Source organism: Leptospira soteropolitanensis (assembly GCF_026151655.1).
Classification (GTDB): Bacteria; Spirochaetota; Leptospiria; order Leptospirales; family Leptospiraceae; genus Leptospira_A; species Leptospira_A soteropolitanensis.
In genome coordinates this window covers 174,299-197,975 of the sequence record NZ_JAMQPN010000007.1, presented here as the reverse complement: position 1 = coordinate 197,975, position 23,677 = coordinate 174,299, and the positions used below count along the sequence as shown (strand labels likewise).

Annotated in this window: 21 protein-coding genes; 10 read left to right on the top strand and 11 right to left on the bottom strand. The window is 40.4% G+C overall.

Annotated features, from left to right (window positions below):
- Nucleotides 1–13: 13 nt before the first annotated feature.
- Together ND811_RS15060 and ND811_RS15055 are read right to left on the bottom strand one after the other, a co-directional pair.
- Nucleotides 14–235, bottom strand: coding sequence for a hypothetical protein (locus tag ND811_RS15060; RefSeq protein WP_265352683.1), 222 nt, complete (start codon nt 233–235; stop codon nt 14–16).
- A gap of 196 nt (nt 236–431) precedes the next feature.
- Complete coding sequence (locus ND811_RS15055) at nt 432–965, bottom strand: gamma carbonic anhydrase family protein (RefSeq protein WP_265352684.1); 534 nt, start codon at nt 963–965, stop codon at nt 432–434.
- A 158-nt stretch (nt 966–1,123) separates the two neighbouring features.
- On the opposite strand from ND811_RS15055, the gene odhB reads away from it, so the two are divergent.
- Genes odhB through ND811_RS15040 form a run of 3 tightly spaced genes read left to right on the top strand, consistent with a single transcriptional unit; the run spans nt 1,124 to nt 6,570 of the window.
- A complete protein-coding gene (gene odhB, locus ND811_RS15050) occupies nt 1,124–2,353 on the top strand; it encodes a 2-oxoglutarate dehydrogenase complex dihydrolipoyllysine-residue succinyltransferase (protein WP_265352685.1) in 1,230 nt (409 codons plus the stop codon).
- 7 nt (nt 2,354–2,360) lie between these two features.
- On the top strand, nt 2,361–3,767 hold the full coding sequence (gene lpdA / locus ND811_RS15045) for a dihydrolipoyl dehydrogenase (RefSeq protein WP_265352686.1): 1,407 nt from the start codon (nt 2,361–2,363) through the stop codon (nt 3,765–3,767).
- Nucleotides 3,768–3,801: 34 nt separating this feature from the next.
- The gene (locus ND811_RS15040) at nt 3,802–6,570 is read left to right on the top strand and encodes a 2-oxoglutarate dehydrogenase E1 component (RefSeq protein WP_265352687.1); all 2,769 of its coding nucleotides are present in this window, start codon (nt 3,802–3,804) and stop codon (nt 6,568–6,570) included.
- A gap of 74 nt (nt 6,571–6,644) precedes the next feature.
- Here the strand turns inward: ND811_RS15040 and ND811_RS15035 are convergent, their stop codons facing one another.
- From ND811_RS15035 to ND811_RS15005, 7 genes are all read right to left on the bottom strand, one after another.
- Nucleotides 6,645–7,421: a hypothetical protein gene (locus ND811_RS15035; protein ID WP_265352688.1), complete on the bottom strand. Its 777-nt coding sequence runs from the start codon at nt 7,419–7,421 to the stop codon at nt 6,645–6,647.
- Complete coding sequence (locus ND811_RS15030; RefSeq protein WP_265352689.1) at nt 7,421–8,542, bottom strand: DegT/DnrJ/EryC1/StrS aminotransferase family protein; 1,122 nt, start codon at nt 8,540–8,542, stop codon at nt 7,421–7,423. Before ND811_RS15030 ends, ND811_RS15035 begins: the two co-directional genes overlap by 1 nt.
- A gap of 16 nt (nt 8,543–8,558) precedes the next feature.
- Entirely contained in the window at nt 8,559–8,987 is a 429-nt protein-coding gene (locus ND811_RS15025) for a hypothetical protein (RefSeq protein ID WP_265352690.1), read from the bottom strand.
- On the bottom strand, nt 8,984–9,928 hold the full coding sequence (locus ND811_RS15020; RefSeq protein ID WP_265352691.1) for a PdxA family dehydrogenase: 945 nt from the start codon (nt 9,926–9,928) through the stop codon (nt 8,984–8,986). The genes ND811_RS15025 and ND811_RS15020 overlap by 4 nt, the downstream gene beginning before the upstream one ends.
- Nucleotides 9,929–10,369 carry a bactofilin family protein gene (locus ND811_RS15015; RefSeq protein WP_002973191.1) on the bottom strand — a complete coding sequence of 147 codons (441 nt, stop codon included), beginning with the start codon at nt 10,367–10,369 and terminating at the stop codon, nt 9,929–9,931.
- A gap of 68 nt (nt 10,370–10,437) precedes the next feature.
- Complete coding sequence (locus ND811_RS15010) at nt 10,438–11,211, bottom strand: hypothetical protein (RefSeq protein WP_265352692.1); 774 nt, start codon at nt 11,209–11,211, stop codon at nt 10,438–10,440.
- A gap of 1 nt (nt 11,212) precedes the next feature.
- Nucleotides 11,213–12,412, bottom strand: a complete 1,200-nt coding sequence (locus ND811_RS15005) for an LBF_1011 family protein (protein WP_265352693.1) — start codon at nt 12,410–12,412, stop codon at nt 11,213–11,215.
- Nucleotides 12,413–12,460: 48 nt separating this feature from the next.
- On the opposite strand from ND811_RS15005, the gene ND811_RS15000 reads away from it, so the two are divergent.
- The 7 genes from ND811_RS15000 (at nt 12,461) to ND811_RS14970 (ending at nt 22,497) form a co-directional block, all read left to right on the top strand.
- Nucleotides 12,461–14,728, top strand: coding sequence for a lytic transglycosylase domain-containing protein (locus ND811_RS15000; RefSeq protein ID WP_265352694.1), 2,268 nt, complete (start codon nt 12,461–12,463; stop codon nt 14,726–14,728).
- A 68-nt stretch (nt 14,729–14,796) separates the two neighbouring features.
- Nucleotides 14,797–16,086: a citrate synthase gene (locus ND811_RS14995; RefSeq protein ID WP_265352695.1), complete on the top strand. Its 1,290-nt coding sequence runs from the start codon at nt 14,797–14,799 to the stop codon at nt 16,084–16,086.
- Nucleotides 16,087–16,136: 50 nt separating this feature from the next.
- A complete protein-coding gene (locus ND811_RS14990; RefSeq protein WP_265352696.1) occupies nt 16,137–18,068 on the top strand; it encodes a SpoIIE family protein phosphatase in 1,932 nt (643 codons plus the stop codon).
- Entirely contained in the window at nt 18,065–18,898 is an 834-nt protein-coding gene (locus ND811_RS14985; protein ID WP_265352697.1) for a class I SAM-dependent methyltransferase, read from the top strand. Before ND811_RS14990 ends, ND811_RS14985 begins: the two co-directional genes overlap by 4 nt.
- Before the next feature lie 30 nt (nt 18,899–18,928).
- Complete coding sequence (locus tag ND811_RS14980) at nt 18,929–19,762, top strand: TrmH family RNA methyltransferase (protein ID WP_265352698.1); 834 nt, start codon at nt 18,929–18,931, stop codon at nt 19,760–19,762.
- Nucleotides 19,759–20,826 (top strand): glycosyl transferase, encoded by a 1,068-nt coding sequence (locus ND811_RS14975; protein ID WP_265352699.1) that lies wholly within the window; start codon nt 19,759–19,761, stop codon nt 20,824–20,826. Before ND811_RS14980 ends, ND811_RS14975 begins: the two co-directional genes overlap by 4 nt.
- Nucleotides 20,827–22,497, top strand: a complete 1,671-nt coding sequence (locus ND811_RS14970) for a DUF342 domain-containing protein (RefSeq protein WP_265352700.1) — start codon at nt 20,827–20,829, stop codon at nt 22,495–22,497.
- A 7-nt stretch (nt 22,498–22,504) separates the two neighbouring features.
- Here the strand turns inward: ND811_RS14970 and ND811_RS14965 are convergent, their stop codons facing one another.
- Nucleotides 22,505–23,269 carry an LA_1326/LA_4305 family lipoprotein gene (locus ND811_RS14965; RefSeq protein ID WP_265352701.1) on the bottom strand — a complete coding sequence of 255 codons (765 nt, stop codon included), beginning with the start codon at nt 23,267–23,269 and terminating at the stop codon, nt 22,505–22,507.
- Nucleotides 23,270–23,274: 5 nt separating this feature from the next.
- Nucleotides 23,275–23,634 carry an STAS domain-containing protein gene (locus tag ND811_RS14960; protein WP_135570684.1) on the bottom strand — a complete coding sequence of 120 codons (360 nt, stop codon included), beginning with the start codon at nt 23,632–23,634 and terminating at the stop codon, nt 23,275–23,277.
- Between the last annotated feature and the right edge of the window lie 43 nt (nt 23,635–23,677).

Sequence of the window (23,677 nt, the reverse complement as noted above, 5' to 3'; positions counted from 1 at the left end):
AGTAGAATTTTATTTAATGTGAATACAAGGCACCTACACAAATCCCACAAATATCGGAATCGGCATTAGCGGATTTGGCCACAGCCACTCGGATTTTTTTTAGATCTAATCTTTGGGATGATTTTTCCATTGTTTGTTTAGAGGAATCAAAACCACAGGGAAAAGATTTTACTCCTCCCTTCTCTACTTGGATGTGCGCAAGTTCTACATCTTCGAAACGAATGAGTGTATACAAATTTTAACCTCTCTTATAAAAAAAGAAACTTTCCCGTTACGGTCAAGGGATTTAGTCAAAATAGGAAGGAAGCTTTAGAATGGTTCCAGTCAATGGGGTATCGGTTGTCTTCCTCTCCCTGCACAAGGGGGAGTAGCGGAAATCCTTTCTTGCAGCCTGCAAGAAAGATTGGAGCGGATGACCCGGTCCCTTTCCGTTAGGAAAGGGATGTGCCCCCAATGCCTTCTGTACGATAGTTTTCTTTATACTTCACATAATTGTTTGCAGTGCGCGTGATGATTTCCCGGTCCTTGTCTGTGATGTCTCGGATGATTTTGGCAGGGCTTCCCATCACAAGTACTCCTGGAGGGATTTTTTTTCCAGGGGGAACAAGAGATCCGGCACCCACAAAAGACCATTCTCCAATCTCCACATCGTCCATAAGCATGGCTCCCATACCAACAAAACTATGATCCCGCAAAACACAACCGTGGATGGTAGCATGGTGGCCAATGGATACATAATCTCCGATGGTCACAGGATAAAGATCTCTTGCCACATGTACGAGAGTCATGTCTTGGATGTTCACATGTTTGCCAATGGTAATGGTATTTACGTCACCTCTTAACACACATTGGAACCAAATGGAGGATTCTTCACCAATCGTAACCTTTCCCAGTACATCTGCTGAAGGTGCCACCCAGGCCGTAGGGTGGAGGGAAGGTGTATGGCCTTGAAACGTTCGGATCATACCTGCTACACAATGGTGACCAAACTGAAACTCAAGGTCTTTTCGTTTTTTCCGCTTGCGTTTTTACCTTTAAGTAAGTTACGGTAGTCTTAGATTCAAATGGGATCTCACTCCTCAAAAACGCTATTTTTCTCTAAAAACCTGCTAAGGAACATTTCATGGCAATAGAAATCAAAGTCCCCGAGATGGGGGAATCCGTAACCGAAGCGACCATCAGTGCTTGGACCAAAAAAGAAGGCGATGCCGTAAAAGTAGACGAAGTGCTCGCTATTTTAGAAACAGACAAAGTCTCATTAGAGATTCCTGCTCCCACTTCTGGGGTTTTAAAATCCATCACCAAAAAGGTGGGGGATGTGGTTCATGTGCGTGATATTATGGGTACGATTGAAGAAGGTGCTGTTGCGGCGGCTCCTGCAAGTTCCGGTGGCGCGGCTCCGAAAGCGGAAACACCAAGTGCCCAACCTAACACGGGCAAAGTGAACGAGGGACTTCCTCCTGCGGCTCGCAAACTCATCGAAGAAAATAAATTAGATATTTCAAAAATCACAGGAACCGGTCGCAACGGTCAAATCACAAAAGAAGATGTAATTCTTTTTATGGAAAAAGGTGGCGCAAGCTCAGCTAGTGCTCCGAAAGCAGCGACAAGTCCTGAAATTCCCAAAGCGGTTGTCGTTTCGGCAAATGCGGGACCAAGAGAAACTGTGGTGCCGATGACAAAACTTCGCCAAACCATTGCTAATCGACTTGTAAATGCACAACATACCGCAGCCATCCTCACCACTTTCAACGAAGTGGATATGTCTCCGATTATGGAACTTCGCAATAAATACAAAGACAAGTTCAAAGAAACTCACGGTGTGGGTCTTGGGTTCATGTCTCTTTTTACAAAGGCAGCGGTGGCAGCCCTCAAGGCATTCCCTGCCATCAATGCAGAAATTCGCGGAACAGACATCGTCTACAAAAACTATTACGACATCGGAGTGGCTGTGGGTGGACCAAAAGGTCTTGTGGTTCCGATTGTGCGAAATGCCGACCTACTGAGTTTTGCTGGAGTCGAACAAGAGATCGCAAGGCTTGCCGGTAAAGTCAAAGACGGGAAAATCTCTCTCGAAGATATGGAAGGCGGAACTTTCTCCATCTCCAATGGTGGAGTGTATGGATCGATGATGTCAACACCCATCCTCAACCCTCCCCAATCGGGAATTCTAGGAATGCACAACATCGTTAAACGCGCCGTTGTTGTGAATGACCAAATTGTGATTCGCCCCATGATGTATCTGGCTCTTTCTTATGACCACAGAATCGTGGATGGAAAGGAAGCGGTTCAGTTTCTTGTAAAAATCAAAGAAATGGTAGAGGACCCAACTAGACTCCTCTTTGAGGTTTAAAGATTTTATGGAACAATACGATATCATTGTCATAGGGGCCGGGCCTGGTGGGTATGTAGCTGCGGTTCGCGCAGCCCAACTCGGTAAAAAAGTAGCCATCATTGAAAAAAGAAAAACTCTCGGGGGAACTTGTCTTAACGTAGGTTGTATTCCCTCTAAAGCCCTTTTGGATTCTTCTGAAGAGTATCATAAAACAAAACACAAATTAGCCGATCATGGAATCTCTGTAAAAGATGTCAAAATCGACATCGCCAAGATGATGGCTCGTAAGGACAAAGTAGTGAGTGAGGTGACATCGGGTGTTGATTATCTGATGAAAAAAAATAAAATCACTCGTTACTTGGGCCATGCTAGTTTTGTTTCTAAAACTGAAGTTTCTATCACATCGGAAGATGGTAAAAAAGAATCCATAAGCGGAACCAATATCATCATTGCCACTGGTTCCACGCCAATTGAAATTCCTCCCCTTCCTGTGGATGGAAAAAATATCGTTACCTCAGACCATGCCATTGCCCTCGACTCAGTTCCTGAACACCTCATCATTGTAGGTGCTGGAGTGATCGGACTCGAACTTGGATCGGTATGGTTACGACTCGGTGCCAAAGTCACTGTAGTGGAACTCATGCCACGTCTTTTTGGAACGGCTGACCAAGCAATGGCAAACCTAGCCGAAAGACTCTTAACACAGCAAGGGATTAACTTTCTCTTTGAAACCAAAGTGCATGGCGCCAAAGTTAAAGGCAAAAAAGTAGAAGTCGAAATCGAAGGCAAAGACGGCAAAAAAACCATTCTCGAAGGAGACAAGGTTCTTGTTTCCATTGGTCGCCGTCCGAACACAGACGGACTCGGTGCCAAAGAAATTGGAGTCGAGATGACGGACCGTGGCCGCGTCAAAGTAGAACTGAACAAATTCCAAACAAATATTCCCAATATCTATGCGATTGGGGATGTGGTGGACGGCCCCATGCTTGCTCACAAAGCAGAAGATGAAGGGATTGCTGTTGCCGAACTCATTTGTGGAAAGTATGGCCATGTGAACTACAAAGCCATACCTTGGATTGTTTACACTTGGCCTGAAGTGGCTTGGGTGGGACAAGGCGAAGAAGAACTAAAAGCCAAAGGGATCGAATACAAAGTGGGTAAGTACATGTTCAAACCCAATGCCCGTGCCAAAGCCATGAATGAAACCGATGGACAAGTCAAAGTCATCGCAGACAAAAAAACGGACAAACTCCTCGGAGTGTATATCGTTGGACCAAGGGCCTCCGATATGATCGCAGAAGCAGCGATTGCTTTTGAATTTGGTGCTAGTGCAGAAGACATTGCTCGTTCTACACATGCCCATCCTACTCTTTCCGAAGTCCTTCGGGAAGCAGCGATGGATGCAGATGCGAAATGGTCTATCCATTCGTAAATTAACCGTTGTTTTGTTGTTTTAGGGAGAGAATATGACAACCGACCAGATGATGAGTTTATACGGCGATAACGTCGTATTATTGGAAGAGTATTACAAACAATTCAAAGAAGATCCACAAAGTTTATCAAAAGACTGGATCGACTTTTTTGGGGAATTAGAAAGAAGTTCCGTTTCTGGAAACGGATCCAATGGAAATGGCTTTGGGGGCAATGGTTATGTAAACTATGCCTCCACCGAACACAGAAAAGATTCTTCCCTCAGCGATTTTGGGATCATCAACCTTCTCAATGCTTACAGAAGACAAGGTCACTTAGCAGCAAACTTAGATCCACTGGGAATCAATAAACCCAACAGGGAATTTATCGATCTAAAAATAAAAGCACTCAAACAAAGTGACTTAGAAACAGAAGTCGATTCAGGAATTGCCAATCTTGGAAAAGCCAAACTAAAAGATGTGATCGATTGGTTTGAAAAAACCTATTGCGGATCGATTGGTTGTGAACACTACTACCTCGTCAACGATGAGGAAAGAGAGTGGTTACAAAATAGAATGGAACCTCTTGCTAACAGTGAACCCATTAGCAAAAAGACCGCATTACGTTTGTTTGAAAAATTGTACCAAGCAGATAGTTTTGAAAACTTTCTCGCAAAAAAATTCGTAGGGAAAAAACGTTTTTCTCTCGAAGGTGGGGAAACGATGATCCCTATGCTTGATACTCTTGTAGAAGAAGCAGGCGGACATAAAATGGATGCCCTTGTCATTGGAATGGCGCACCGCGGACGACTCAATGTGTTAGTGAATATCATTCGTAAACCAGCAGGTCTTATTTTTGCTGAGTTCGAAGAAAAACTAAACCCAGGTCAACTCGGTTATGCAGACGTAAAATACCACCTCGGTTATTCCAATCATGTTATGACCCATTACGGGAAAGAAGTCAAACTCTCTCTTGCCTTCAACCCTTCCCACTTAGAAGCCGTTGACCCTGTGATTTTTGGATCAGTTCGTGCCCGCCAAGAAATGGCGAAGGATATGGATCGTTCTAAATTTATGCCAGTGGCCATCCACGGCGATGCCGCTTTTGCAGGACAGGGTGTTGTTGCAGAAACTCTCAACATGATGAACCTAGAAGGTTATACAGTTGGTGGAACCTTCCATATTGTAATTAATAACCAAATTGGATTTACCACTCTTCCAAGTGAATCAAGATCCACACTCTATGCAACTGACCTTGCCAAAGGTTTCCAAGTTCCGATTTTCCATGTGAATGGAGATGACCCGGAAGCTACTTACCGAGTCACAAAACTTGCGTTAGAATACCGTCAAAAGTTCAAAAAAGATGTCATCATCGATTTAATCTGTTATAGAAGACTTGGCCACAACGAAACAGATGAACCAACCTTCACGCAACCACAGATGTATGATATCATCAAAAAACACCCAAAAACAATTTCTATCTACGAAGAGAAATTGTTACAACGTGGCGATATTACTCCTGAAGAAATCCAATTCATTAAAGATGGAATCCAACAAGGTCTAGAAACTTCTTTCCAACAAGCAAAAGAAAAAGATACGCGTATTACTGTTGATACACTTGGTGGAGTTTGGTCGAGATACACAAAAGAACCTTTGGATTCCGATGTCCATACCGAACTCCTCCAACAACAATTAGGTGGAATTGTCAAAGCAGTGACCACTCTCCCGCAAGGATTTAACGCGAACCCAAAACACATCAAAGTATTGGAAGACCGCAAAAAAATGGGCGCTGGAGAACTTCCGATTGATTGGGGTTTTGCAGAATCACTATCTTTTGGTTCCATTTTGGAAAATGGATTTCCGATTCGTCTCGGCGGACAAGATGCTCAAAGGGGAACTTTTTCTCACAGACATGCCACTCTTTCGGATATCGTGAATGGAAAAAAACTCACTCTCCTCAATCACATTAGCGACAAACAAGCAAAGATCGAAATTGTTAACTCCTCTCTTTCTGAATATTCTTGTCTTGGATTTGAATATGGATATTCTCTTGCCGATCCGAGTAGCCTTGTGATGTGGGAAGCCCAGTTTGGTGACTTTGCTAACAACGCACAGGTCATTTTTGACCAGTTTATTTCCAGCTCGGAAATCAAATGGCAAAGGATGTCTGGACTTGTTTGTTTACTCCCACACGGGTATGAAGGCCAAGGTCCAGAACACTCTTCGGCAAGGTTAGAAAGATTCCTCCAACTTTGTGCTTTGGACAATATCCAAGTGGCAAACCTGACCACACCGGCTCAGTATTTCCATATCCTTCGTCGCCAGATCCTTCAAAGTTTTAGAAAGCCACTCATCATCATGACACCGAAGTCCCTACTTCGTTTGAAAGAAGCAGCTTCTAGTTTGGAAGACATCACAACCGGTGCCTTCAGAAAGATCCTTCCCGATCCAGTAGCAAAACCGGAAAAAGTGGAAAAGTTACTTTTTTGTTCGGGTAAAGTTTACTATGACTTACGCAAAGCCATCGATACACAAAAACTAGAAAATGTAGCAGTCGTTCGTATCGAACAACTCTATCCTTTCCCAGAAAACCATATCAAACAAATGATCACAAGTTACGGAAAACTGAAAAAATTTGTATGGGTACAAGAAGAACCAAAAAACCAAGGGGCTTGGTTCTTTGTAAGGGATCGTATCGAAGCGGTAATGCCAGAGAACAAACGTCTCCATTTCGCAGGTCGTTCTGAGTTCCCGAGCCCTGCTTGTGGTCACGTGGTCACTCACCTAAAAGAACAAGAAGATCTTGTGAAGGATGCTTTATCTTAAACAAAGCGATTCTAACGAACAAGTGACAGTTGTTTCGAATGAGGCCTTACAAGAAATTGTAAGGCCTTTTTTATTTATGGATTTGGATTCGGTGTATCCAATGCTTCTAAAGATCCACTTAAAATACCTTTGGAGTTAGTCGCATCATAATCAAAAATATGAAGTTTGATTTCTGGTTCCGGTAATTTTCTTCTCTTATTCATTTGTTTTTCCGGGTTCTTTCCTAAAACCAAAGTGAGATGATTTTTAGCTGAGTTGTAAACAAGTTTACGAAAATGAAATCCTTCTGGAAGAACCGTTTGCAGATTTCCAGATTCTGGATCAAAAAGATAAACCAATTTATGATCCTTATAATTGAGAACCCCATCTAAATTACTGTCTTCTGTCACAGCAAGAATGATGATTTTTTTCTCCAAAGAAAGGACATCTTCTTTAGGATCATCGATTGTGTTTGAAACCGTTTTTTTGGAAAAATCACCCACAAAAAAATCCCAAATGTAAACATCATGCGGAAAGAGTTTTTGGACTTTTCCATCTTTTAAGTTAATGGAATATAAATTTCTAGCGTGTGATAAAATCCCGTCTGGACCAAACCCACCTGACTCGGTGACAAGTCCATGTGGGTAAATGAAGTATTGTTTCCAATAGATCTTTCCGTTCCCATCTTCTAAATCTAAACTATCGGTAGGTTCGGGAGTATTATCTTTATTGTCTTTTTCCTTAGACTCGGGAGTTTCTACCGTAACTTCATACCCATCATCATAGAGGCGCCAACTCTTAGACAAACTAAAAGTAAGCACCGCTAATATGAGTAAAAAGAATAAAAAAACTCCGACTCTAAACTTTTCCATTATTTGGTCGCGTTATAGGCCTTTATCGCACTAAACACTTCATCCAATTCAGAATCTGTCATATAAGCAAAGAGTGGAAAGTTAAGAACGGATTTGGAAATCCTGCGAGCATTTCCATCCTTTCCAAATCTTTCAATCAGGTATGGTTTTGCACCTGGTTGGTCAGACATGGCCCCTGGATAAATATTTCCAAATCCAATCCCTTTGTCTTTTAAAACAGCTTCGATTTTGGGACGAATTTCAGGGTCCACCAAAGTCACATTACAGTATCCATTTTCCTCATACCCTTTGGGAGGTTGGATGACTCCAATTCCTAAACCGGGAAGTTCTTTGTAGTATACGTTTTGCGATTTTTTCCTTGAATCAATCCTTGCTTGCAAGTGTTTCAAAGATAAATTTAAGAAAGCTGCTTGCAATGAATCAAGTCTTGAGTTCCAACCGACAAGGCCATGTTCGTAATGTGAAGTCCGCCCGTGGTTCACGAGCCTACGTGTTACAACAGATAACTCTTCATCATTTGTAAAAACGGCACCACCGTCACCAGCAGCACCTAACACCTTTGCAGGATAAAAGGAAGTTGTGGAAATAAGAGCGTCTTTGTATAAAGACTTTCCATTGTATTTTACACCGAAACACTGAGCTCCGTCTTCAATTAGGGCTACATTTTTTTCTTTGCAGAATTTACGAAGTTCTTCAATGTTTGCTGTTCCCCAACCGTATAGATGAACCACAAGAGCAGCTTTCGGTTTTACTTTTTCGACAGCTTCCTTAAATACTTGGAAATCCATTTGTAAATCAACTGGATTGGTATCCACAGTATAAGGATCACCACCCACATTCACCACTGCCTCAAAAGTCGCCCAGAAAGTGGAATCAGGTAACAACACTTTATCGCCACGACCCACTCCAACTGCACGAAGAGCCAATTGTAAAGCGTCAGTTCCATTGGCACAACCAATGGCATACTTTGTCTCTGCCCAAGTGGCAAGATTTGTTTCCAAATCAGTCACTTCGTTTCCACCGATAAACTGTGCGTTTACGGACATGGACTTTACTTTTTCATTCCAGGTGTCCAAAAATCCTGGTTCAAATCGTTTGATATCTATAAATGGAACTGCCATTGTATGCCCTTTTTATTTACTTATTACTTATTGTGAAAACTTGATGAAGCCAACTATTGAACTCTTTGGAGTACATGGTCCAAAGAAAAAATAAAACCCAATAAAGAACCGTCCCATATGCAAGTACGGGGATCAAGGTTTTACTTAAGTTATTGGATGCGGAATAATAAATTCGAATGAGAACAAGGGGCCACAAAAAGAATAAAAATACATAGATAGAATTTCCCATAGCCGAAATCCATAGAAGAACTTCTACCTTAGGATTTTCCTTCCAACGAGCCACCCCTTCCCAAAATTCAGGAAAAAATTGAACCAAATAAAAACAAAACACGAGGAAGAAAAAAAACTTCCAATGGGATTCCAGGTCTCTCCGGAAAAGAGTGAGTAGTAGGCCCACAAACCAAATAAAAAGAACCGGAAAGGCAAGGACTTCCAATAGTGTCATGGTTTTGTTTTTGTATACTCCGTGAGTCGTTCTAAACAGGAAATAAGTCCCGTGGGATCTGCTTTCCCCTTTCCTGCTATGTCAAAGGCAGTTCCGTGGTCGGGGGAGACACGGGTAAAATCCAGTCCTAAGGTTATGTTGACTCCCTTCTTCCCTTCAAGCAATTTAAATGGAATGAGACCTTGGTCGTGGTAGGAAGCCAAATACAAATCGTACGGCCGAGCCCCTGGTAAAAATGCCGAATCGGCGGAAAGCGGTCCATCCACAGAAAACTTAGCTTTGCGTAGCACTTTGGCACCTACAGCAAGGATGGTCGATTCTTCATCCCCGATCTTCCCGCCCTCTCCGGCATGGGGGTTTAGCCCCAAATAGGCAATCTTTGGATTTTTTAAAAAGGGAGAGCGAACGAGGGCTTTAGTCAGTTCCTTCCAAGAAAATTTTTTTAGTTCTTTTACCACATCTTTCAAAGGGATATGAGTGGTTAAGGGGATGACACTTAGTTTTTCACCTGTCATCATCATAAAGGTAGGTCGTTTGTAATATTCAGCCAAGGTTTCTGTATGGCCTCGAAATCCTTTGATCCCCGCCTTTCCAACCCACTCCTTGGAGAGAGGCAAAGTGATGAGGTCGGCTCCGAGTTCCTTTTGTAGGTCCAACGCGGCAAGTAACGAATCATAGGCCATCTGGCCGGAAGTTTTTGATGGTTTTCCGAGAAGAAAAGAACGAGTTTTTTTAGAACCTGACCAAGGAATCGAATAAAATCCTGGTTCCGTACTAGGTTTGGTGAGGTTTGGGAGAGAGGGAACTGTGATGTTGTGAGGCCCACGCACCAGGTAGATGCGGTGGTGTTTCCCCAAAGCTAACAATTGAGGGAAGGCGGAAACCAGAAGTTCGTAGTTGATACTTGTTGGATCGCCTTCCGAAATCAGAATGGTTTTCAATTATTCTTTTGCGTTTGGTTGTTTCCCAAAAATCTTCTCAACACTTAAGGAATCTTTTGAGTATTCCAATTCAATTAGGTCTTTGGCACTGTGTTTGAGGTCGTTGGAAATCATACAACGTCCTTCTAAAATCACCCCGTTTTGGATGATAAGCTCAGGAGTTTTGATATCTCCTAGGATCTTTGAAGTAGGAAGGAGCATCACACGGTTTCTGGCTGTGACGTTTCCAACTACGATTCCCTCTACGATGACACTGGCAGCAGTGATGTTGGTTTTGACCTTTCCGGTAACACCGATGTAAAGGTGTTCGGCTTGGAGGGATTTTCCCTCGAATTTACCGTCAATTTTTAAGGATCCATTGATGAAGAATTTACCATTGAAGTAAGAATTCTCACCAATAGTTGAATTGGTAACTTCGGTCTGATTTTTGACTAATGCCATGCTGTTTCGAGTCCGTGAATGTGATTTTTCACAGTGTCCTTGTTCCCCCTGGGAATGAAAAGGTTTTTTTAACTTCTAAAAGACGGGAGTCGAATCAAATCACAAGCCTCTTCCGCAAATTCTTGAAATTCGCGGAGTCCTTCCATGATCGAACGACCTTCCAAAACTGTGGCCTTTTCAAACCTAGGATTGAATTTGATCGGTTCTTCCATGTTCATAATTACATTTACCCCATCTTTGATGTCTTTATTCACCGCAGTAAGGAAATCTCGAAATTTACCGAGCGTTTCAAAAGACTCTGCAATAAAAATCCGGGATTGTTTGTTTTTCATTCTCGAAAGCTGCTCACGGAACTCCTGTTTGTCGGCAGCCGCATATTCTTCGATCGTTTCCACAAGAATTTTCATGTTCCTGCGTAAGTTCTCCATATATTTAAGAACAGAGTCCCTTTCTGTCGCATGAGAATAATCAAATTTTATATGACCATCTCCGAGAATAGGAATATATTCTAAATCCATAATGTTTACCAGTGTACCAATTTGATTGATTTCACTGTCGTTCGAATTGGGAGATACTTTCATCACAGGATACTGAGAAATCACTTTGTGTTTGAGGTTCTCAGGATTTTCTTCCCTAGTTTTTGCATTCCGCATCGTTTGTTCTAAGTTATCCGGGATTCCCTCAGGCGAAACTTCTTGCATCCGGCGTCTGTAACGTTCAATGTCAAATGCCACACGTTCCTTTTGCAGATCATTTTTGGCGTTTCTTTCAATTTTCTCCAAATTCCTTAGCATTTTCTGCAATTTGGAGAGTTCCATAATTTGTTCTTGGGAAAGTGGCATCTTATACCCAACCTTCTGGAATGTGAATAGATTCACCAGAAGCAACTAACGAACGCTCAATAGATGATCCTAAAATTTCATCCCCATTTTGTTTTAAAACACGCCAATATAAATTGAGAGCTAAGGGCAAATATTTAAGCCTACCGGCTTTTTTATAAAAATGCAAAAACTTATCATTGTCCTTTTTTACAAAATAAATAAAGGCTAACTGTAAATTGATAAAATAAGAATATGGTTTGAGAGTGAGTTCTTTTTTTAATTCGTCTTCGAACCCTTCCCCTTCATTACGAAATCTTACGACTGTTTCCACAAAGGGGTCCATTTGGTGAGTGAGTTCATAACCAAATCCATTTCCATAGGTCCAGTCTCCTCGAAGACTTGTTTCTAATTCTTCTTTGTATAAAACAAAATCCGTATCTGTAAAATATCGTTTTGCATACCGCAAAGCAGAAAAAGCAGGAATTTTTCCTAGAGAAACAGAACGGAAACGCGCCTTCTCCCAATTGTCCCACTCAGAATAAAAACCAATGATAAATTTCCAAAACCGAAATATTTCCTCGCCCGTAAACCATCCGATTTCAATGGCATGAAAGAGAACTCCAGAGATTTGCCAATGAGAATCTAAAGTGACCGCATCGGTCAGAGTTTTAAAATCCAAAACTTCCCCATTCCCTTTAACATACTCAACTAACATATGCAAAATGGAATTTTCATAAGGGAGTTCTGAATTTTCCCATCCAAGTAAAAATAAAAATCTACGGTTGTCTTCGGTTTGGCCAAAGAACTCTTTGGTTTTCATAACCCAATTGCGAAATTCACGAATATCACCAGAATACAAAAATCCAAAACCAATGAGTTCCCAATCTGCCCTTTCCATCTCCTCAAAATCACGGTTTTGGCAAATTTCCCAAATTTGGGATAAGGATTCTTTGGGAAAAGCAGAAGGGGTGACTAATTGCGGATCTCGAAACCGATTTGCGGTCTCATTTTCCCCCAAAATGGAACAAAGGCTGAACCCCCCGGAAAAATCGGTCGATAAATAGTAAAGGTAGTTTGCAAAACGAGACTGATTGCCCGAAAAGAAGGCACGAAGGCTCGGCCAAAGCTCTGGCAGTGTAGCCGTTTTTGGAATATGAGGCCCTGGGTGGAATTCAATCCGATATTCCGGCCATTGCAGTTTGTATTCTGTTTGTAAGCTCATAAGGAGAGGAACCTTCCCTCTCTAAATTCGTAATCATAGGAAGTATGCATGAGGCATTTTTGGTTAGCAAGTAGAATTCTTCTCTTTTTCACAACATCCCTATTTGCGGACACAGACCTTCAATATTTGATCAAATCCCACCAATGGGGGCAAATCGAAAACTACTTTCGAAACACAAACCCTTCCCGTGAAAGTGAAGTTTATAGTTTAATCGAATTCCATGATAAAGCACCTAACGGAGATAAGGAGAAACGATTTCGGTATTTGATTTCTCTTGTACGTGGTGTTTTTGTCACAGAATCCTCGGAAGAAGAGGTCAGAAAAATCCTGACACAAACTATGCCTTTCCAAACTACCCTTTTTAAACTTAGTTATTGGAAGTTGTACACAGAAATCACCCAGAGAAACTACCTCACTCCGATAGAAAGGATCCAATTTTTGAATCGATTGAATTTAGAAGAAGATCCCATTTGCCGCAGGTTACTAGATGAACTGGTTCGTCTCCTGGCAGCAAACAACCAATGGAAGGAAATTTTAGATAAAATTAACTCCATCCAAGAATCTCATAGAAGATACCTTCTCACAGGGGATACACAATACAGATTTGGAAAAGCAAAACTTATATTAGGTGACGAAAAAGCGGCTGTCGAGGAGTGGCTAAATTGCCTACAAAGAGAGGGACTTGCCGATTCTACTGTTCAAATGATTGCTGCTGACTGGTCGAAATACAAAGGATCGGGTAGTATTTTACAGCTTGCTCCATCGGAGCTCACTTTATTATTACCTGCAATTAACAATAACGATAAAGAAGCTTTGTTTCGTTCAAGGCCAGAAATATTTTCTACCCGACTTTCTTATTACGAAGGTTACAAACATCTCACATTAGTTTTAACAAAAACGGGAAAAACAAACGAACTTTTCAGAGTATTGCGTACGAACAAAACCTTTGTGGATATGGATTCCTCATGGATTGTTAGCTTAGCTGACATTTTATACCAACAAAATAAATTTCAAAATGCTATTGAACTTTTAAAAACTTTTCCTGGAAAAGATGCAGGGTATTTCCGAGTTCTTGCTGCCACTTACGATAGATTAGGTGACCGTGAGATGTATTTTGAAAACTTAGTTTTATATTTAGGGAAATATCCATTTAATCTTTTTTACCAAGATCGGCTTATCGAATACTTAGTGGATCGCAAAGGTGAAAAATCCAACTATGCTCCGATACAAAAATTCGAAAGAGCCCTTGCTGAAATTCCGAATCTCCCTGTCAAAGGTCGACTCGTGTATTGGTATTTACGATCCCTCAAAGAAAGTGGAGATACAGAGAAGTTAAAAAAAGAACTAAGAAGATACTATGCACTTTGTCCAGGCTCTTATTACACAAGAGTGATTCGAGAAGAGTTTTTATCCATCATTAAAGAAGGGAACAAACCAGATAATCCAACTTATAACAAAGAATATTTGTTTGAATACTTATCTTACACAGCAGGTATTCCGGAAGAATCTTATGCCTTGCTTGGAAGAAACTTGGGATTTGCTTATCCGAAAGATTCCTATGAACTGGGAAACAAACTTGGCGGAATGAGCTCACGAATCCAAGGACATAAATTACTCAACCTGGCAAAAGAATACTTCCGTGTTGGAGAAGATAGTTTGGGTTTAAGTCTTGTCAATTTTCACGTAAAACGAGAGTATCTTTCCGAAGAAGAGAAAGATGAAATATTAGTCGGGATCGGAGACTTAACATATAACACGTATTACACTGCTTTCCATACAAGGTCTCTCTTAAAAAGACACCTCATCCCTGATGATCCCATTCTTTTACCCACATCCATCTCAACGAGAATTTTCCCAAGACCCCATCAAAGTATAGTTTCCCGTTATGCACAGGAAAATGATATCTCGGAAGATAAAGTGTATGCTTTAATGCGCCAAGAATCTTTTTTTAAGGAAACAGCCACCTCAAGGTCCAATGCAAGGGGCCTTATGCAAATTATGCCAGCTACCGGAAAGGAACTGGCCTCGCGTATGGGAATCACTTCCTATTCCCTCTATGAACCAGAAACCTCCATCAGGCTCGGGACAAAATTTCTCGCTTACCTTTTGAAATCCAATGGAAACGAATTAAAATGGGCTTCGATCGCTTATAACGGCGGACCAGGGAATTTACGTAAATGGAAGAAGTCGGTTTACACAGGTGATTTTAACCATTTTTTAGAAGACCTCCCTTACAAAGAGTCACGGGATTACTGTCGCATCGTGGTCTCCAATTTCTACGCTTATGACATTATGAAAAAATACCATAAGTTGTAAAAAATGGCTTTTCCCCACCCTTTCCCCTGTCTATCCTTTGAAATAGACAGAGATATACAGGAGAAGATATGTCCGAAAAGGCAATTCTGAAAGTGGATGGGAAAGAGTTCGAACTTCCGATTTTAGTGGGAAGTGAAGACGAGAAGGCAATTGATATTACTAAACTCCGCCAATTGTCCGGTTATGTTACGATTGATTCCGGTTATTTAAATACTGGGGCTTGCACCAGTGAAATCACTTTTCTCGATGGAGAAAAAGGTATCCTCCGTTATCGAGGTATCCCCATCGAAGACTTAGCTGCAAAGTCTACCTTCACTGAAGTGGCTTATTTACTCATCTATGGCAAACTTCCTAATGATGCCCAGCTAAAAGAATGGAATAGTTCGATCACAAAACATACGATGATCCACGAGGATCTCAAAAGACTATTCAATGGATTTCCAAAAGATGGACACCCAATGGCGATCATGTCTTGTATGATGGGTTGTTTATCCACTTACTACCAAGATAGTTATGATCCAATGAATGAGGAACACAGAGAAATTTCCATCATTCGACTTCTTGCAAAATTTCCAACGATCGCAGCTTACGCTTACAAAAAATCCATTGGCCAACCAATCATCCATCCACTCAACGAATTGGATTATGCTTCCAATTTTATGAATATGATGTTTGCGGTTCCTGCGGAAGATTATCATATCGATCCAGAAATTGTTTCTGCACTCAACCTATTACTCATCCTTCATGCAGACCATGAACAAAACTGCTCTACGTCTACTGTACGTTTGGTGGGATCTTCTCTTGCCAACTTGTATGGTGCGATTTCAGCAGGAATCCTTGCACTTTGGGGACCACGTCACGGTGGTGCCAACCAAGAAGTTTTGGAAATGTTGGAAGGAATTAAGAAAAGCGGGCTTTCTGTGAAAAAAATCGTAGAACAAGCCAAGGATAAAAACTCCAGTTTCCGATTGAATGGATTTGGTCACCGTGTTTACAAAAACTTTGACCCACGTGCCAAAATCATCAAAGTAGCTTGTGACAAAGTTCTAAACAAACTAGGTATCAAAGATCCACTTCTTGACATTGCCAAAGAACTGGAAGAAGCAGCACTGAATGATCCATACTTTGTAGAAAGAAAACTTTATCCAAACGTGGACTTCTACTCAGGAATCATCTACCGCGCGTTAGGAATTCCTACCAATATGTTTACAGTAATGTTTGCTATGGGAAGACTTCCAGGTTGGATTGCGCAGTGGAAAGAGATGATCGAAGACCCAAGTTTAAAAATTGGCCGACCACGTCAAATTTACACTGGCCCACAAGAGATCTCTTACGAAGCAGCTAAAAAACAAGCCTAACTCCTAAAGCAAAAAGGACAGGGGGTTGACCTCCTGTCCAAGACAATCAATTGAAAAAGTTATCTCCTACCGAAACACTTCTCTTTACTTTGTTTTCGGTATTCTTTTTTACAATTCCCGTTCTTTCCGAAAGCCCAAATGACATTGGAGAACGAATCCTAAAGACAACTAAATTCACATATTGGATTGATCCCACATCCTCCGTTCCCGTTGCATCTGTTTTAAAAACGGGCGAATTTAAGAAAATTACTGATGATTTTGTCAATATTGGATTTTTAAAGGGAACTCTTTGGCTCCGTTTCGACCCAAAAGATTTTCCAGACCCCGCCAAATATCCGTTACTTCTCATTCAAGCACATAACATTGACTCTGTGGAACTTTACCATAAACACGAAGGTAATACTTACGTTGTTTCCAAATCAGGCCATATCCAACCTGTTTTCCAAAGAGAAATCCCACATAGAAATTTTGTCTTTCGAATTGGACACGAAAGAGATACAATTCTTATAGCGATTCATTCAGAAATATCTTTGCAGTTTTCTCTCATTTTTACCAACCAAAGAAATCTCCAAAGGGAAGACTATATCACACAGTGGATATACGGATTATTTTTTGGAAGTTTAGGAATCATCATTTTATACAATCTAGCGATCGCATTTTTTGTAAGAGACCGAAACTATTTTTATTATATCGGTTATGTATTGTTTTTTGGACTCGGACAACTTTCTCTACTCGGATTCTGGGGTTATTTTTTTGTACCCGATTCTTATTTTTGGAAACGGATTGGAATCCCATTTTTCTTTAGTATTTGTCTTTTTTTCTTTGTTCTTTTCACATCTAATTTCCTAAAACTAAAAGCCCGAATCCCAAAAATGGCTCGGTGTTTTCAAGTATTGGGAATTTCTTCTCTTTTCAACGCCATAATTTCCTTGTTTGGTGGAATTTCAGAAGCGTCGATTGGAGTGACATGGCTCTCACTACTAATTTGTATATGTTTACTAGGTATTTTAATTTGGGGGATTTACAATCGACTTAGGTCTTTTTATTATTTTGCTGTCGCATTTGTTTTATTACTCATTACCTGCATTGTGTATGGACTCCTCAAATTTGGAATCCTTCCTTCCAATCCTTTTTTAGAAGAGATGTTATTTCCCATCGCTTCCCTTGCCGACATCACCTTGTTTGCCTTTGCTTTAGCCGATAGAATCCAACTTTTACGCCAAGAAAAAGATTTAGCCCTGGCCCAAGTCACGAGCCTTCGAAAGGAAAGAAAAATCTCTCGGGACATTCTTATGCAGTCCCTACCAAAAACCATCCCTGATGTAAAAAACTTACAAATGCAAATTTTCATCCAACCAATGAAAGATGTGGGTGGAGATTTTTATGAATATTTTTCTCCCAACCCTTATGAACTTGGGATTGTTCTTTGCGACGTTTCTGGACATGGAATTCCAGCTTCACTCATTTCTGCGATGGGCAAAGTTGCCTTTACCACTCAAAAAGATAATATCTCTTCCCCGAAACAAGTATTAGAAGGAATGAATCGCGTGTTATATGGGAATTGTAACCCGCAATATGTTACGGCTTCCTATGTATATCTCAATACATCCACAAAAGTTTGGAGGTTTGGAAGAGCCGGCCATCCCAGCGCTTACCTACAAAGAGCCGATGGAGAAATTATAAAAGTACACCCCAAAGGAAAAATCATCGGAGTTTTTCCAGAAATTCAGATAGAAGAAATCACTTATAAAGTAGAACCCAAAGACAGAATCCTTATCTTGAGTGATGGAGTTTTAGAATGTTTTAATCCAGATGGATCCATGTATGGAGAAACAGGACTCCTGGAGTTTTTAAGAGCAAACAGAGAAATACCAAATCATCTTTTTAAAATAAAACTCATCCAGGACTTAAAGTCATTTTCTAAAACAGAAATAAAAGACTGGGACGACGACCTTACCTTTATTTTCCTGGAATTGGCATGACAAAAAGTTACGAACTCCTGGACTCAGGTGACTTATCTAAATTAGAAATCGTCGGTGGTTATAAACTCCTTCGTTCCTCCCCTACTTCTGCTTATGGAAAAGAAAACCCAGGAATTTGGAACGACCTGCATGCCCAGTATATCAAAAATGATTCCGGCTCAGGCCATTGGAATTTTCAAAAAAAAGTTCCAGAGAGTTTCACCATCGAATTCTCAAATTTAACTTTTAAAATCAAACTCACGCCCTTTGGGCATATTGGCCTTTTCCCAGAACAAGAAACCAATTGGGATCGCATCCGAGAGATTGGAAAAAAGAAACAAGGCCTAGAAGTATTAAATCTATTTGCTTATTCAGGAGGATCCACTCTTGCATGCCTTGATGCAGGTATGAGTGTCTGCCATGTAGATGCTTCAAAAGGAATGGTGGACTGGGCCCGGGAAAATGCAAAACTCTCTGGTCTCGATTCCAAACCGGTCAGGTGGATTGTGGATGATGTGATGAAATTCATCCGTCGTGAAATCAAACGGGGAAAAAAATACCAAGGTCTGATTCTTGACCCTCCAAGTTTTGGACGTGGGTCCAAAGGAGAGGTTTGGAAAATTGAGGAGAATTTAAGTGAACTGATGGATGCCCTGATGGAACTCTCTGATTCCAAACCAGAATTTGTCATCCTCAGTTGCCATAGCCAGGGTTTTAGTCCTTTAACCTTAGAAAGGATATTATCCTCACGAATCAAAACCAAAGGGTCTTATGAAACTTCCGAATTATTCATTCCAGAAAAATCCGGAAAAAAATACCCAGCTGGATTTTGTACTTTCTTCTCTAAATAAATTAGGCCAATCTAAAGATCCGATCCGTCCATGCCAAACAGAAGACAATACATCACAAGTTTTTCCAACCCCAAGGTCAAATGGGTCGCTGGACTCAAAGAAAAACGAAACCGCGATGAAGAAAAAAAGTTTTTCATCGAAGGGTATCGGGAAATCAAAAAAGCGGTCACAAGTAACCCAAACTCACCTATTCCTTGTTTGCCGGTAAAAATCACAAGTCTCTTCATTTCCCCAGAATGTTTTTTGGGAGAAAATGAAGAAGCCCTCATTGAGTCGATTCCTTGTCCTATCTTTGAACTTCCTCGTAAAATTTTTGAAAAAATATCTTACAGGGATCGGCCGGATGGCCTAATCGCTGTTGCAGAAACGCCCGATGCCCATGTCCCTTGGGACAAAATCAAAACCATTGAAACCAATCCCATCCTCATCATTGAAGGGGTAGAAAAGCCAGGTAATCTCGGAACCATCCTACGCACCGCTGAAGGTGCTGGGGTTGGTCTTGTAATCGTCACAGACCCAAGGATCGATCTTTTTAATCCAAATGTAGTTCGTGCGAGTACAGGCACCATTTTTACTTTGCCAGTTTATATTGGAGATTTAAAAGAAGTCTTAACCCAATTCCGATCGAAAGGATACAAACGTTACGCGGTAACTCCTGAAGGAAAAACACTTTATACTTCCGTCAATATGAAAGAAAAATCAGTATTTCTTTTTGGAAGTGAACAATATGGACTAAGTGTTGATGCAAAAAAACTTTCCGATGATACTCTCCACTTACCAATGCTAGGTGAGGCTGATTCGTTAAACTTAGCTATGTCTTGTGGAATTGTTTTGTATGAATCCATAAGACAAAGAAACAAATGAAACTTTATTTTTATATTTCAGGTCATGGCTTTGGCCATATCAGTCGTTCTGGCAATATCATAAAACGGCTACTAAAAGAAGAATTCATTGAAGAGATTCATTTAGTTAGCACAAGGATCTCTTTTTTGGATTTTACCCATCCAAAACTAAGAACTCGGAATCTAAAACTCGATGTAGGTGTATCACAAAAAAACTCACTTTCCATCGATTTAAAAACAACTAAAGAAGAGCTCATTGACTTCGAAAAAAAGAAATCGAACCTACTAAAAGAAGAAACAGAATATTGCAAAAAAAACAAAATCGGTTTAATCCTAACCGATAGCTCTTCTTTTCCCATCACCATTGCTTTGGAAGCGGGGATTTCCAGCGTATTTATCGGGAACTTTACTTGGGATTTTATTTATAAAAATTACGAGAAAGATGATTCCTATTTTGGAACTCTTAGCGAACAACTACAAGTAGAATACGGATTTGTTACAGAGGCACTGGTTCTACCATTTTCTTGCCCCATGCCACCTTTTTTAGAATCGGCTAACATTGGTCTTGTGGGAAGAAAACCAAACCTATCCAAAGCACAAGCAAGGAAATTATTTGGATTAAATGATGAAACCACATACATTCTTTTATCCTTCGGTGCCTATGGTCTAGAAGGAACCACACTACAAATCGAAAAATTAGCAAAATCCATTCAGCTTGTAGCGTATGGAGTTCCCGGAATCCAATCGGAAGGAATTTTAGTTCCTGAAGTCTCACATTATCCAGACCTCGTAGCAGCTGTCGATTATGTATGTACTAAACCAGGATACGGAATTTTAGCAGAATGTTATTATGCCAAAACTCCTATTCTTTATACTGATCGTGGCGATTTTAGTGAATACATCCATTTGGTAAATGCTTTGGATTTATACTTTCGTTCCGCTTATATTGACCTTTCTCGAATAATTTCTTGTCAATTTGAAGAAGTGCTGACTCTAATGAATACGATCGACTCCATGACTCCGAAGTTAGAATTAAAAACTAATGGGGAGGAAGATGTAGTTTCTCACTTATTAGAATACAATTAAATGCCCGGCCCAGACTCTTATACAGACAGAATTCTCCAAGATTTAGAAGCCTCAGAAAATGGTTATTTCCAGATTGAAAATTTAGGTGGCAAGGCAGTTTTAAAAATTACAAAACCTGGGGCCAAAGGGAAAAAAGTCGATTACAAAGATGTCATAGCGAGGGTTCAGCTTTTTGGTGTAGAAGGTTATAACGGGGAACAAATCAAAAAAGCAGTAGCTCTTTCTGAAAACAAACCTGTAGAAATTGGCACTTGGTCGAAGGGTGATCCCATCAGTTCCTATGCTGACATTACCATCTCCGAAGATTATATGGAAGCCAAAATGGTTCTCCACCCACCCAAACATGGAGGAGCACTTCTCACCGAATACCAGCTACGTGAACAAATTGCCTCCGTTGGAATTTCAGTAGGGATCATTGATGTTGTCATCCAAAATCAAATCAAAAATCCAAACTTTTTTGTTCCATATACCATAGCCAAAGGTTTTCCACCCGTTCCAGGCAAAGATGGTGAAATTAAAATTTATTTTCGCTCGGACAACAAACCTCAGTTAGAAGAAGATGAACATGGTCGAATTGATTATAAAAACATTGGTGTCATTCAATCTGTAAAACCGGGTGATCTCATTGCAGAAAGAATTCCACCTAAAAAAGGAGAATTTGGGAAAACTGTAAATGGAACCATTATCCCTTACCCAGAAGAAAAATCCGTAGATTGGAATCTTGGACCTAATGTAGAACTCAAAGGGGAAAAACTATACGCCAAAATTGCCGGTAGACCTGTGTTGTCTGCTTCGCTAGAAATAAAAGTGGATGAAGTCATCCAACTCGAAGCGGTTGACTACTCTACTGGAAATATTGATTTTCCTGGCACCATCATCGTGGAAGAAAAAATCGGAGATGGATTTTCTCTCACCACCAACGGAAGTATCATCATACGTAACTCTGTGGGTAAGGCCTTCCTAAAAGCGAAAGGAGACATTGTTCTTTCTGGCGGGTTTATGGGGCGTGGGGAAGGATATATTGAATCAGAAGGAAATATCTACGCTAAATTTGTAGAACAAGGAAAACTCACAGCACAAGGAAGTATCTTTGTTGAAGAAGCAGTCATGCATTCCGAACTTTCCGCCAAGGACTTGATTCGAGTTTTGGGAGGACGTGGTGAAGTAATGGGAGGAACCATCATCGCAGGAAACTCTCTCACCTGCTCTAAGCTAGGTGCTGTAGTAGAAACCAAAACTAAAGTCGCCATAGGAACACCACCTGAACTTTTAGATGAACTCAATCGAATGAAAAAGGAAATCACTGAAAAAGAAATTACTCTTCACAAAGTGCAACTCGCTCTTACTAAACTAGTCGAAAAAAGTCAAAAAAAAGAACTCACACTCGAGGAAAAAGAAAGTATCATCAAACTAAAAGATGCTAACGAAAAGTTTACGAAAGTTTTGGAAACAGAATCCAAACAGTTTGAAACCGCACTTGGTTCTTATGAACCAAATCCAGATGCCTTTGTTGATGTAGAAAGAGAAGTTTTTCCAGGTGTGGATTTAAGTTTTGGAGCAGGAAAAAACTACCGTTTGGGTATCAATTCGCTCGTGGGAAAAACACATTTTTATTTGGGAACTGACGGTAGCATTCAAACCGAACGAACCGTCATTCGAAAAGAAGACTAAACGTATATTAATCTACGTTGATAATCCCTTCTTCCTCATCTCGTGAGATTTTTTTCTCTGGTTTAAGATCTGCATCCACAGAGTTTGTCACCTCTGGAACGGTAGTTTTCTTGCGTTTCTCAAATTTTAATTTTGCTAAATCAGCCTTATCAAAAACTAACCAATGTTTATTGCGAAAACCAGATACCTTTTTAAAGGAAAACCCTGGACCTTGTAAAATGTATGTGGACTGCGGGAAATGTTCAAAAGGAATATCCGGGATATTCGACCAATCAAAATAGTTCCCTTGTTCATCATAAGAAATTTCTTTTTGAAGTTCTCCAAAAAGAATTTCGATTGAAGTATCTGTAGACCAAATATAAAAACCAGTTCTGGAATAATGAGAAACTACGGACCGAACAGGATTGTATTTAGAAATCACTAAAAGAATTTGGTCAGATTTTAATTTTTGCAAACCATCAACAAGATCCATAGCAAATTCTTTGATTTCTTTTTCCTCGAATACGTATCGGTTTACATCTCCATAAGAACTTTCTTCACGAAACCGAATATTTCCAAGTAAATCTAAAACCTTATCTTCTGTGATTTCCACTGGATGAGCAAAAGTTTTTGCCACAGAAGTTTCTGACTTTAAATTGATTTTGTCGCGGGCCACAGTATAGATTGCAAACTCATTACTGCGAAAAAGCAAAGATCTGGACTTTACACCTGTAGCACAGGAATTCAAAGTAATGGATAGAATGAGTAGAGAGAAAATTCGATAGAGTTTCATTACGCTTATGCCTCTAGAGTTTTTTGAAACTCCGGAAATTTAGAAAGGTATTCATCCAACGTCAAAATGGAAAGAATGTGATTGAGTCCAGAAAGACGAAATACTGAGTTTAGATTTTTGTTCAGATTGGTGACAAAGATTTCCACACCCCGATTGTGTAAGGCAGAAGAAGCTTTAATCACAGCACCAATTCCGCTGGAGTCCAAAAACTTTACGGAATGAAAATCCATTGTCAATTTTCCGAAATTTTTGCTTTCAATAGCCTTTTCAAATTCTTGGTAAAACTCACGTGAGTTTTCCATCAAGACATCCCTTTGGATCGATAGAAGAAGGTGATTTTCCTGACGGTGGCTTTGAATCAACATAGTTGGATTAACAATACGTTACGATTCTTAGGATTTGTGTCAA